At 61.1% G+C, this 12,283-nt stretch carries 7 protein-coding genes and 1 pseudogene; 4 read left to right on the top strand and 4 right to left on the bottom strand.

The genetic code is table 11. The features are described 5' to 3' along the window. Both ABIE04_RS10740 and ABIE04_RS10735 read right to left on the bottom strand, forming a co-directional pair. Positions 1–552: pseudogene (locus ABIE04_RS10740) on the bottom strand (hypothetical protein); the annotation flags it as partial. A gap of 86 nt (positions 553–638) precedes the next feature. After that, positions 639–5,075, bottom strand: coding sequence for a chitinase N-terminal domain-containing protein (locus ABIE04_RS10735; RefSeq protein WP_354549727.1), 4,437 nt, complete (start codon positions 5,073–5,075; stop codon positions 639–641). Positions 5,076–5,806: 731 nt separating this feature from the next. Here ABIE04_RS10735 and ABIE04_RS10730 point away from each other — a divergent pair. Continuing rightward, on the top strand, positions 5,807–6,436 hold the full coding sequence (locus ABIE04_RS10730; RefSeq protein WP_354549725.1) for a GntR family transcriptional regulator: 630 nt from the start codon (positions 5,807–5,809) through the stop codon (positions 6,434–6,436). A gap of 176 nt (positions 6,437–6,612) precedes the next feature. Here the strand turns inward: ABIE04_RS10730 and ABIE04_RS10725 are convergent, their stop codons facing one another. Further along, positions 6,613–7,029, bottom strand: coding sequence for an H-NS histone family protein (locus ABIE04_RS10725; RefSeq protein WP_354549722.1), 417 nt, complete (start codon positions 7,027–7,029; stop codon positions 6,613–6,615). A gap of 424 nt (positions 7,030–7,453) precedes the next feature. On the opposite strand from ABIE04_RS10725, the gene ABIE04_RS10720 reads away from it, so the two are divergent. Genes ABIE04_RS10720 through ABIE04_RS10710 form a run of 3 tightly spaced genes read left to right on the top strand, consistent with a single transcriptional unit; the run spans position 7,454 to position 10,085 of the window. Beyond that, on the top strand, positions 7,454–7,600 hold the full coding sequence (locus tag ABIE04_RS10720; protein WP_354549720.1) for a benenodin family lasso peptide: 147 nt from the start codon (positions 7,454–7,456) through the stop codon (positions 7,598–7,600). 50 nt (positions 7,601–7,650) lie between these two features. After that, complete coding sequence (locus tag ABIE04_RS10715; RefSeq protein ID WP_354549718.1) at positions 7,651–8,337, top strand: lasso peptide biosynthesis B2 protein; 687 nt, start codon at positions 7,651–7,653, stop codon at positions 8,335–8,337. Continuing rightward, positions 8,337–10,085, top strand: coding sequence for an asparagine synthase-related protein (locus ABIE04_RS10710; RefSeq protein WP_354549716.1), 1,749 nt, complete (start codon positions 8,337–8,339; stop codon positions 10,083–10,085). Before ABIE04_RS10715 ends, ABIE04_RS10710 begins: the two co-directional genes overlap by 1 nt. On the opposite strand, the gene ABIE04_RS10705 is transcribed toward ABIE04_RS10710, so the two are convergent. Further along, a complete protein-coding gene (locus tag ABIE04_RS10705) occupies positions 10,070–12,280 on the bottom strand; it encodes an Atxe2 family lasso peptide isopeptidase (RefSeq protein WP_354549714.1) in 2,211 nt (736 codons plus the stop codon). The two genes, ABIE04_RS10710 and ABIE04_RS10705, sit on opposite strands and share 16 nt — an antisense overlap. Positions 12,281–12,283: the final 3 nt, after the last annotated feature.

Genomic DNA, 12,283 nt, shown 5'->3' with positions numbered 1-12,283 from the left:
GTCCGGGTAGTTCACGGTGGTGACGTGGCCCATCGCGTCGTGGCTGTAACCCAGGGCGTAGGTCGTGCTGCCGAGGGTGAAGCCGCGCCCCGCGACCCAGCCTTCCGGCGTGTAGCTGTAGGACGTCGCCCCGGTGGCGTCGCTGTCTGAGCACAGGCGACCGATGCCATTGGTGCAGCTGTCGTAGGTGAAGGCCTGGGTCTGTCCGCCGGCAGTGACGCTGGTCATGCGGTTGAGGCCGTCGTAGCCGTAGCTGGTCTGGGTGCCATCGGCGCGCGTCATGCTCGAACGTCGGCCGTAGCTGTCGTAGACGAAGCTTGTCGTGCCGGTGTCGGGGCTGACCTGCTGCCACAGCTGACCCAGCCCGTCGTAGTTGTAGGCAGTGACCAGACCGCGTGGGTCGGTCACGGCGGTCACGTGATCGCCCGCGTCGTAGGCGTACTTCGTCACTACCGGATTATCGGCCAGCGCAGCCTGGCTGGCGAGAAGGCCGCCCAGCAGAATCGTCAGCCTCCTGCTCCGTGGCAGCCGATGGCTGGTGACAGCGTCCATGCGAGGCATCCTCCGTACAGTGATGTGAGGTTCGGCAGGATGATGCGAAGCACCCGCCGCCTGCTTTGCAAGATGACGGGGCAACATCAGTACGTCCCCGCCAGGGTAGCCGTCAGCGTGCAGGTGGAGCTGGACACGTTGGCACCCGCCGCGTTGAAGAAATCCACGCGCAACTGATAGGTCATGCCTACCAGGTCGACACGGGCACTGTAGGTACCGCTGGTGTACTGGCTTGAGGGATTGCTGCTCACGGCCACCGGCGAAGCAGCCGGGTTGGTCACGCCGCCGCCCGAACCGGTATAGCCGCTAGGTGGTCCCACTTGGATCCAGGTGTATTGCACGGTGGTGGCCGTGGCCGGCACGGCACCCGAGGCGACCACCACGCCGCTATTGCCCACGCCGGGCTTGGTGGTGAACACTTTCCACGTGTTGCCGCCAGTGATTCCGAAACCGATCGACACCGACGCGGTGGTCCCCATCGGAATCGCATAGTTCACGGAGTACGACTGCCCGTTGATCGCAATGGGCACCGGGATGGTGACGGTTACGCTTGCCACACCGCTCAACGGGCCACAGCCCACCGGATCACAAGCCTGCACCCGGTAACCGTAGCTGCCATTGACCTTGCCCGAAGCGCCCCAGCTAGTGGATGCGTTGTTCTGCACCGTGCCCCAGCCACCGCCGTTCACCTGTTCCTGCAAAAGGTAGCCGGTGGCGCCGGTCACGCCGTTCCAGCTCACGGTGTAGCTGCCGTTGGCGTTGGTGGAGGGTACACTCAAGCCCGGCGCCGAAGCTGGCGCTCTCACGTTTACTGCCCCAGTGCCGCTCCATGGGCCGCAGCCGCTGACGTTGCACGCCTGCACGCGATAGCCGTAGGTGGCCGCACCACGGCCGCTCGTATTCCAGTTGGTCGCTCCGCTGGCCTGCACAGTGGTCCAGCCGCCGCCATTGACCTGTTCCTGCAGGGTGTAGCTGGTCGCCGCGCTCACGCCACCCCAGCTCACCGCGTAGCTACCGGTGTAGCTGACGCTCGGCACGCTAAGCGCCGGCGCGCTGGCCGGAACAGGGGGAATGGCGACCGTGATGGTGGCCGTCACGCTCCAGGCGCCGCAGCCGGAGCTGTTGCACGCCTGCACCCGGTAGCCGTAGCTACCGTTGCTCTTACTCGTGGCTCCCCAACTGGTCGCTGCGCTGTTCTGCACCGTAGCCCAGCTGCCGCCGTTCACCTGTTCCTGCAGGGTGTAGCTGGTGGCGCCACTGACGATACTCCAGCTCACCGTGTAGTGGCTGACGTCACTGCTGGCCGGCACGTTGAGGCTGGGCGCACCGGCCGGTTCGTTCACCGGCACATGGTAGGTGCCGCCATTGGCAAGCGACAGATTGCCGGCGCCGACCGGCGAGATGCCGTATACGTAGATGGGCTGGTTCACGTATTGGGTGCGGGTAGTCGTGGACAGCGGGATGTCGTAGCGATAGCTGCCGCTGCTCACGGCGCAGGCGCTGGCCACCGCCGGTTCGCTGCTCTGGTCGGCGCTGTAGCGCCCGATGTAGGTACCGCTACCGTTGGGGCCACCCAGGTACAAGTCCACGCTGATGGACTGCGCCAGTCCGGTGGAACAGGCCCAGCCGGTGATGCCGGCATTGCCCGAGCCGTCGATGGCTACACCGTCGATCGTGCCGGTCACGTGCGTGACGATCACGCTGCCGACATTGCTCCAGGGGCCGCAGCCGGTGGCGTTGCACCCCTGCACCCGATACCCGAAGGTGGCGCTGGGTTTGCTGCTGAGCGCCAGGCTGGTCGCACTGCTGTTCTGGATCGTGATCCAGCCGCCGCCGTTCGTCTGCTCCTGCAGGAAATAGCCGGTGGCACCGCTCACGCCGCTCCAGCTCACCGTGTAGCTGCCGCTGCTGGTGGAAGGCGCGCTGAGCGACGGCGCGGCGCTGGGTATCGCCGGGCTGGCGCCGCCGGACTCGGTCTTCTGCGTGACGCGATCGAGCGCGTCGTACTGGTAACTGGTGACGTGCCCAGCGGCATCGGACATCGACAACACATTACCGTTGCCGTCATAGCCGTAGGTGAGCACCTGACCGTGGTTGCCTTGCTTCCGATAGGGGCGGGCCAAGGTGTCGTATTGGACGGCCACCGACGAGCTGACTACGCCACCACGACTCACCACATCGCTGGTGACGTCGTTGTTTGCGTCGTAGCCGAAAGTTTCGGTGGACGTGCCGTCCTTGTCGTTGTGCGTGATGCTGGTGACCCGCATCTCAGGATCGCGATTCCACGTAGTCACTTGGCCGTCGGGGGCACTGACGCTGGCCAGAAGACCAAAGCCGTCGTAGCCATAGGTCCAGGTGGCTGCACTGCCATTGGGGTGGATGGTCTTGGTCGCCACCCGGCCGCGGGCGTCGTAGGTGTAGTCGGTGACGTCGCCATTGGGACCCACGACATGGCCGAGTTCGCCCAGCCCGTTGTAGTTGCTGTAGTTGGTGGTCTGGCCCAGGCCGTTGGCGAGGGACGTCAGGTTGCCGAGCGCATCGTAGGTGGACGTGTCGGTGTCGCTGTTGTTCAACGAAGGATGCGTGACCGTCATGGTGTGGACCATGCCGTTGGCATACAGCGTGTAACCGTAGCTCGTGGTGAGCGTCTGATTGGCCACGCCATTGCCGGAAAGATTGGTCACGGCTATCGACGCCAGCCGGTTCTGCGCGTTGTAGGTATAGGTCGTCTTCGACCAGCCCTCTACGGTGACGCTCTGCAGCCGGTTGAGCTGGAGGTTGGAATCCCAAACGTAATCGATGGTCCGCGCCTGCGGCGTGCCGTAGGCCTCGGTCTCCGTCTGCAGCTGGCCGTTGGCGGCGTAGTTGTAGGTATGGACGTTGCCGTTGTTGTCGACGGTTTTGGACAGGTTGCCATTGACGTCGTACGCGCGGGTGGCCACGGTCGCGCCACAGTCGGCCACGGCGTCGTTGCTCACGGAGCTCAATTGCGCGTTGTAGGCCCCACCAGTGCCATTCGTCCCATCGTAGGTGTTGACCGAAACGTGACCGAGCGGGTTGCTGATCGTCGCAGCCAGGTTGCCCGCGCTGCTGGCGCCATACGCGATCGCTACAGTCTCGGAACCGTCGGCCAGCGACGTGCTGTTGGCCCATTCATAATAGGGGCTGGCAGATGCGGTGACGTACGTGGTGTACGCATAGGGCACGCCGTTGTAATCGGATTCAACCAGCTGGTTCGCATAAGGAGGAGTGGCGTACGAGTTGTACTTGAAAGAAATGGCTGTGGGGGGCGTGCCTGGGAAAGTGATGGACGCGACATCGCTGATTTCGGCATTGGGCGCATAGGCGTCGCCGTAATCGAAGGTGTAGGTCTGACCCGAAGGGTCGGTCACCGTGACGACTTGGCCGATGACGTTCTGGCCGTTCTGCTGAGTTTGGGTTACGGGACCTCCAGTAACGGTGATGGACTGACCATTGGTATGAGTGACGATCATGCTGCTACTGCTGGCAGCGATGGTCCAGCCAATGCCGGAAGCATCCTTGATCGACAGAAGTCCACCAGCCGACGAGTACACCTCGGTCAACGCATCCTCATCCTGGAGGGTGTAATTGCCGGTGTTCGGATCCCGGCTCAGCGTCGCCACGGCATTGGTGACGCTCTGACCGTTCTCGAAAGTCTCCTGGTAGACCGAGGCATCCGGACCACCGCTGAACTTCAGGGTCGAGCCGTCGGGACGATAAGCCGTGGTATGAGTACAACGCCCCGTCGTATTGTCGATCTGGTCCTCGCAGGAGGTATCCAACGAATAACCGAAGTTGCTTGTCCAATGCGATGGATGAGCGGCGGTGTTGTAGTAAAGGACATATTTCAATCCCATCTCGCCCGGCAGAGCGAAGATGGGAAAAGTTTCCAGCTTGGTGCCGCTGCTTACCTGAATGGGCTCGCCACGTTTGTTCTGGCAGCCGCTAGGGTCGTTATCCAGAGCCGGAGACCGGTTGGTCGATGCAAAAACATGCACTGGCGAAAGGGCGGTCGCGTGTCTGTTTCCACCGCTCGAAGTTACGAGTAGAGCGCCATGGCCGTAGTGCGAATCGCGGTCGAATGTATACCCTTGCACGATCACTGGCGCATTATTCGGATCTTTTGGACCGTTGATCTGCTTGATCGGCTGACCGGAACCATCATCTGCACATGCCACGCTCGACAAGCTTGTCAGCAGGAACGCCAGAAGAAGCAACATGACCGGACGCGGCGCGGCACGCCGCGCAAAAGACCGCGGTATAGCAGGTGGCATTTGCTTGATCAGCCATTCCTGGCGCGCGGGCGCGGAAGTCCTGGCCATGGGTATGGAGCGCAGCGGGACATCTATTCCGGGCACACACTCGATTGCGAGCGAATGGTCCATGCGCCACGTGCCGACGACACGCTGTCCGATCCACGTCGTCCCTGACATCAGCCATTCCCCTGTTTGCTGGATGCACGGCGCCATCACGCAGTGCGTGAAGCGGCTTGTTCGGGTCATTCTTGTTCCAGCCCGGACACCAATTCAACAAGCAGGTTATTGCGATCCACATTCGCGATTACTTTCGGTCATGCATGTGGCATTCGCTCTCTCTCCATAAACCAATCTCGCCCCGCGAGGCGATGGCACCTGTTGAATTCATGCATACAAGCTATTGCCCAGCACTGGAGATCTCACGCAGAGGGGCACCACAGATCCGAACACTACGATGCCGCGGTCGGCCGCCAATTGCACACCGTCGGCAAGAATTGGCACAACTGCATCAATGCCCCCGGGCTTGGCCGACGCGATCCTGGAGCGATTCGCCCCACAGCAGTGTCCAGCTGGACCTGAAGGGCGAGTCCATGCATCGAGTGAAAAGCGCAGATGGCCAGTAGGCTGTCGGAGTTGGACAGTGTTGCCGAAACAGGCACCTCGCTGACGAAGGTGGATAGCAAGATGGCGAAGCTGGTCAGCTTGGCCGACTACTATGATCAGTTTCGCTAGCGAAGCTCGCGAAGTGCCAGTGCCAGCTTCCGCGAATCTGTGGCATCCGGAATTGAACACCTGTCGTCCGCTCCAAAGTGACATACTGGGTCGGCCGTGGCTGCGGCGGACAGACGGCAGAACAGAATGGGGCTGCCCAAGTCGGTGCACCGTCCAACGAGCGGAAGTCTGGTCCCTTGCCTGACGTCCGCCCCTTGTACCATCCGGCTCAGGGAAGCAACCATCCGCAGACATGGAGTTCAGCTATGGATGCGATCCACTCCAAGAGCGAATTCGTGTACGGACAGGTCAGGCGCGCCCTGCGGTCAGGACGCTACGCACCCGGGCAGCGGATCGATCCGGCAACGATCGCCGCGGAGTTCAACACCAGCCCCACGCCCGTTCGGTTCGCCCTTTATCGGCTGGTCGGCGAAGCCCTGCTAGTCGATCATGCCCGTGGCGGACTGCACGTTCCGTTGCTCACCGAAGTCGCCATGCGCGATCTCTATGACTGGATGGAACGACTGTTGTTGATGGCATGCGACATTGGCGTTTCGGGGGTGGCCAGAAAAATGGAGCCGCTGGAGGTCACGTCCGCTGGCGACGACCTGGTCAAGCTGACGTGGCAACTGTTCGACGCGATCGCCCGCGCGACAGCCCACGGCTCCTTGCACCACGCCGTGAAGCAGGCCAACGACCGGCTGGCGCCGGTACGCCGGGCCGCGCAAGGATTGCTCAAAAACGGCTTCGAAGAGTTTTCGGAATTGAACCGGCACTGGCAGGCCCGCGACATGCCGGCCCTGAAGTCCGCACTGCACGACTATCACGAATGCCGGAAGAAACTCGTGCCGTGCATCGTGGCCTTGCTGAGCGAGGGCAGCGACTACCTTCGCTAGGTCTCGCCGATGTCCTCTGCCAGCGGTCCGCTTTGCGGGACCATAGCGATTGCCCGTTACGGCGTTGCCCCCCGACAGCCGGGCCTCAAACAGCCGCTTTTCGGAGGGCCTGGAAAGACGCCCGAATTCCGGGCGCAGGTTTTCACCTGCGCCGCGGAACGTGGCTCGCCTAGGCCTCAGGCCGCTTTCTTGGCAGCGGTCTTTGCAACTTTCTTGGCAGCGCCTTTCTTGACGGCCTTCGCCGGAGCCGCCTTGGGTGCTCCATCGATCAGGAGGCTCTCGGCGGTGACACCGCGCTTCTTCAAGGCCTGCACGAACCACAACGGCCGCTTGCCACGACCTGACCATGTCTGCGTGGCGTTCGCAGGGTCGCGATACTTGGGGGCTACTACCGACTTCGGCCCCTTGGCGCCTTTGCCGCTACGTGTCGGATACACGTCGGCCAGGGTGAGGCCGCTGCTTTTCAGCAAACGCTCGATTTTTTCCCGTACCTCTTTGACGTGATTGACGTGAGCAGCCTGCATCTGCGATTGGGCATTTGCGATGAGTGCCTTGAGTTCGGCAGGAGACAGCGTTTCAAGATTAATAGCCATGATTGTGCTCTTCGGCAGTGGATCAAAAATGAGAGTCTACCCGAGTGAATAAGAATTCACCTACAAAAGAAAAGGGCATTCCCTTACACGTCTCCTGCTTACTTCACTGCATGGCGATGAGTGGGTGAATGCCTCAGAACTAATGTCGAGGAGCTTCACGTACAGCGCAGCCCGAAGCTGATCAGCTCCAGCGAGTTGATCACGAGAGCGGTAGGTTCATCGATCAAGTTCAGCGGTGTGCGTAATGTGCGGCTATGCCGCCAGCCGAAGAGGCGTCGAAGCAGAACCCGGCATTACAGGACGACCGTCGCGCTTCCAGAATAATCACCGGATGACAGCGCAAAAATCATTTGAAAATCAAAATTTCCGACTCCTAGGCTGGCCGCGTCATGGAACCGCCATGACGTGAACGCAGGAGATCGAGATGAACACAAACGAGAACATCTGCAACGACACGCCGGAGGAGGTCATCGTACTCGGTGTTGCCAGCGTCGAGACGAAGGGACAGGCTGGCGGTATCGAGCCGACCGGGCCCGGCCTTCCGATGATTCCCGGCATTTCCGAGGAGTAACCCCTCTAGGGCGCGCACCGTGGTGCGCGCCCTATTCCGAGGAACGGGCGATGCACTATCGGCTCAGGGAAAACCTCTCGTACTGTGACGTCGACGGACACCTGATTTTTCTCGACGTCGCGCAAGATCGGTACTTCAAGCTGACTGGCGCTCTTGAGAACGCCATGCGACGCTTCCAGGCAAGTGAAGATGTCGCCCCCACGCTAGTGGATGGCCTCGTGGCCGCGCGGATACTGGTCGAGGCACCGAGCCTGAAAGCTCGTACCGCAATAGCGAACATCCGGCGCCCGACTTGCAGCGCAATCGAGCAACCCGCCACGATGGCGGGTCAACGGATCGGTATGGCCATTGTCTTCGAAGTCATGGCGATCGTCTGCTGGACTCGTCGCCAACTGAAGACTCGTGCACTCAAAACGAATCTCGACGAAGCCAGCGCATACCGCGACAGAAAAATAGGCGCGCACGAGGTCGCTACACCCGCCGCTCCTGAAGACAACCTGCTTCAGGCAACCGGACAATTCGCTCGTGCGCGCCGCTATGTGCCCATCGAACCGATCTGCCTCCTGGATTCCTTGTCCCTGCTTCGGTTCCTTTCGCGACGTGGACTATCGGCGAATATCGTTTTCGGCGTGATGCCGGATCCCTTCGCAGCGCATTGCTGGGTACAGGCCGGCGACATTGTCTTGAATGAAACACTCTCCGACGCCCATGCGCACACCCCCATCAGGATGGTCTGATGAAATACCGCTATATCATCTTTCTCGGCGAAAGATTGAACCGGAGCACGGACTACACGTTTCAACTGGACAGGCTCCTGCGCGCCGAAGGAATGATCTGCAAGCTTGAATCAGCGTCGGTCAGGGTCCTCGCTTCCATTGATGTCCCTACTCTTGCAATACACGGGCACGGCCTGCTCATCGGCCAGGTTTTCACCAAAGACGGCCAGCTCATCTCACAACCTCTGGATATCGGTGGCTCGGCGCGCGAACTCGCCAGTCGACTGCTGCAAAACACTTGGGGCAACTATCTCGCCATTCTTGGTGACCGCGACAACATCTCGGCGATCACTTTGTTACGTGACCCTTCTGGCGCCGTGCCATGCGTCTATTCGCTCGCCGATGGCGAAGGCTTCATTACTTCGGACATCGGCCTTGCCATCGACCTGGGACTCTATCGCAGGGCGGTAAACTGGCAGGCCATCGCACACGGCCTCACCTTTCCCCACCTCAAGACGGCGCGTACGGCACTGCAGCGCGTCAGGGAATTGCTTCCAGGCAGTATCCTGGCCTGCCGGGGAAGGGATGTTTCGGTTCGCTCCGCCTGGTCGCCGTGGCGCTTCGTGGAAAAAGGCATTCGGCACACAGACCCTCATGTGGCCGCCGAAGATGTCCGGAGTGCCGTATCCAGCGCGGTCAGGGTTTTATCCACGGGTAACGATAGGTTTTTGGTCGAGCTGTCGGGTGGGCTGGACTCGTCCATCGTTGCCACGTGCCTACGCCATGCTTTGCTGCGTGCCACCTTTTGCACCCTGGTCATGCCCATGGCCGGAACCGACGAGCGCCCATACGCCCAGTTGGTAACGGAGGCACTGGAACGGGAACTCTTCTCGGTGGAAGTCGGGTTCGAAAATGTCCACCTCGAATTTCCCGTGCCCCGCTCGTCCGTCTTGCCCGCGATCGGAATCCTACAACACGCTGTCAACGAGGCATGGGAAGCCGCAGGCAACCGGTATGGCGTGGACGGCTTCTTTTCGGGTGCCGGCGGCGATACCGTCTTCGGCTACCTGAAGACCGCCACGCCCGCCGCCGACGCGTTCCAGGAGCGTGGCGTCATGGCAGGCATCGCTACCATCGGAAACCTTGCCACCCTTCACCGATGCACGGTCTTCAAGGCCGGCCGATTGACCCTCAAGAAAGTGCTGCGCCGGCCACGTGCGACTTGGAAAGAAGATCGCACGCTGCTCAACCCAGCCTGTGCGGCAACAATCTCGGAGCATCATCCCTGGATAGACGCACCCCCGGGCGCGCTGCCCGGTGATCGCGAGAAAATTCATGACCTGATCGGAAATCAGCTATTCAGGGATGCCGGACCACGCGGCCCGGAACGCTCCGTACACTTTCCGCTGTTGTCCCAGCCCGTCATGGAAGCCTGCCTGAAAGTCCCGACCTGGATGTGGATCGCCGACGGTCGAAACCGTGCGGTTGCCCGCCAAGCCTTTGCTGATTGTCTGCCACGCGGCATTCTCGATCGACGCAGCAAAGGCTCGTATACCGGCTATATGGCCACCGTCTACACGCGCAACAAGCCGAAGATGCGTGAATTCCTCGAGGAAGGGCAGCTATGTGCACATGATCTGCTAGACCACTCCGCATTGGCGAATTTCTTCGCCAAGGACCTTGCGCCCCGGGACCTGTCGTTTCTTCGCATCTTCGACCTGTGCGCGGCCGAGAACTGGGCGCGTCAACAAGATTACGATCCATCGTGAGAGTCCGTACCAAAACGATGTTTTGCGGCGTTCTTCATTTCACGCCAAATGCGGTACTGCCCAGCCTTGTCCGGATCCGGGTCTTTATACCCCTGCAGCCAGAAGCGAAACCAATCGACGTTGCGTTCGTAAACCGCCAGCTTGTGCTTTGGCTGGAACTTGATATGGGGCTCGTCGGGGAACACATAGATATCCGCCTGGTGTCTGCGCTCCAACGGTAGTGCGTAGTCCAAGGCCATTCGATACTCCTGCTCGATCATCTGGAACAGGATCGGCGCCTTGATCCTGCCGATCTGATACGCGGGCGAGATTTTCCTCCACTGTTCGGGCGTCTCGTCTGGCGCGCCGAGCTGCCAACTTTTCCGAAGAGTGGAACGGAAGGCATCCCGCAGACTGTTGAAGAGATAATAGGTTGGCGTCACCGAACTACTGCTGACGGATGCAGCACTCACCACATCCGAATGTTCCAGCGTCCACAGTGTCGCCTCGCTGCCATAGCTAAGCCCACCCATGCCGACACGTGTGCGATCAATGCGCCCTTCGGCGGATAGGAGCTTCACAACGCTCTCGACGGCCGCGCGCCCCTGGTCGTAGTGCGCCACGATGCCAAGGCCAAGACCCGAGATGGCGTTGATGCATAGCGCCGAGATCCCATCCTCGGCCAGTGTGGCAAGCGGCCACTCATTACCCAGCCCACCGCGCAAAAATCCATCACAGCTGTAGAACGTGACGAACAACGGTGGCGGATGGCCGGCGCCTGTTCCGCGCGCTTCAAAAAGCTGGCCGGTGAACTCCCGTCCCTGTGCGTCCTTCCAGCGGATCAACTTTGCCGGCACCGTAGCCGCGATATCCGCCCCCAATCCCTCGTTCGGCGCGAACAAGACCCGTCGATGGCCGCTCTCAACATCAATCGCCTCGAGACGCGGCGGATGATCGGCTTCCGCAGCCACACACACCAACGCGTCGGACGACAGTGCGCAGGGAATATCCCAGTAGCGCTGGCTTCCGCTGATAAGCCCATGGGAAAGCACGATGGGCCGCACGACACCCGTTACGACATTCCATCCGTAAATGGATTGCGCATGTCCCTTGTCATAATCGTCGATGGTGAACAGGACGTCGTCGCTCCCCGGCCGCCACTGGATGTCCATGATCTCTTTGTGGCGGCACAGCTTGGCCGTACAGTAGACCGGATGCGAGGCATGCCTGTCCGGCAACATAGCCAGCTCGACATACCGACCCATCGCCATTCCCTTGTCCTTGTGTCCAGGCAACAGCACCGCGATGCGTCCATCATCTGGATTCCGGACTATCTCGTAGCGCAGGCCGTCCATGTTCTTGATCGGCGCTGCCGGCAGATTGGGCGAAAGATCGGCCGGCATCAGTGGGCGCGCCGGCAACTCTGGTATGGACAGGTCCCGGGTTGTCATCGTTGCCAGGTCGACGGCTTTCCAACGATCCGGCACCTTCGCCAGCAATGGCCCCATCGAGAACCAAGCTCCCTGGAACCGTTGTGTAGCCGGTCGCCCATCGAGCCTGCTCGATCGGAACAACCCGGCGGCAACATTCACCGTGTCGTCGATGCGGATGCCGCGGTCATATTCGAACTCTTCCGCGGCGACGACTTCTTTCCGCGTCGGGCCAACGCTGTACATCAGCGTTTCACCATCATTGCTCAGCGTGAAGTCCCGAACGTCCGCCAGATCGGACGTCACCGCGCGAGTCCCTGACCCGTTCGCTGCTGCGCGCCAGACGGAGACCCGGCCATTGAGACGGGCACGATAGTAGATCCACTTTCCATCCGGCGACCAGGCAGCCGGTGATGGCAGCACGCCTCCGGTGTCGTACTGGCGCAACGGCAGGCCTCCATCCGCTACACGGAGAGGTGGAGATTTCCCGTCCACGGCCTGTACGCACCACGTGGTGTCGTAGGTATTGCGTTCGATTGAGGCCCGCTCGGTCCGGAATGCCACATACCGCCCATCGTGCGAGATCACCGGATTGCCCAGGTCGGTCACCTCCAGTAGGCGTCGCGGCGAAATCGTCTCCGCGTGCAACGGCCCGACGACAGTCATGCCAAGTACGACAAGTGCAAGCGTCAAAATCCAATATGTGCTGTGCTTCCTGGTCGAAAAATCCAGACACATGCGTGCCGTCACGGCCGCCCACGCGGCCGATTGATGGAAAAGTTCCATGTC

Origin of the sequence: Rhodanobacter soli, from assembly GCF_040548735.1 — a bacterium.
Classification (GTDB): Bacteria; Pseudomonadota; Gammaproteobacteria; order Xanthomonadales; family Rhodanobacteraceae; genus Rhodanobacter; species Rhodanobacter soli_A.
Note: the sequence above shows the minus strand (reverse complement) of the source record. Positions and strands in the feature narration are given on the sequence as shown.

What these genes read in the sequence shown, in the direction of transcription:
- ABIE04_RS10710 (WP_354549716.1), top strand. Translation starts at nt 8,337, where the DNA reads ATGAAATACCGCTATATCATCTTTCTCGGCGAAAGATTGAACCGGAGC.
- ABIE04_RS10720 (WP_354549720.1), top strand. Translation starts at nt 7,454, where the DNA reads ATGAACACAAACGAGAACATCTGCAACGACACGCCGGAGGAGGTCATC.
- ABIE04_RS10705 (WP_354549714.1), bottom strand. Translation starts at nt 12,280, where the DNA reads ATGGAACTTTTCCATCAATCGGCCGCGTGGGCGGCCGTGACGGCACGC.
- ABIE04_RS10725 (WP_354549722.1), bottom strand. Translation starts at nt 7,029, where the DNA reads ATGGCTATTAATCTTGAAACGCTGTCTCCTGCCGAACTCAAGGCACTC.
- ABIE04_RS10730 (WP_354549725.1), top strand. Translation starts at nt 5,807, where the DNA reads ATGGATGCGATCCACTCCAAGAGCGAATTCGTGTACGGACAGGTCAGG.
- ABIE04_RS10735 (WP_354549727.1), bottom strand. Translation starts at nt 5,075, where the DNA reads ATGACCCGAACAAGCCGCTTCACGCACTGCGTGATGGCGCCGTGCATC.
- ABIE04_RS10715 (WP_354549718.1), top strand. Translation starts at nt 7,651, where the DNA reads ATGCACTATCGGCTCAGGGAAAACCTCTCGTACTGTGACGTCGACGGA.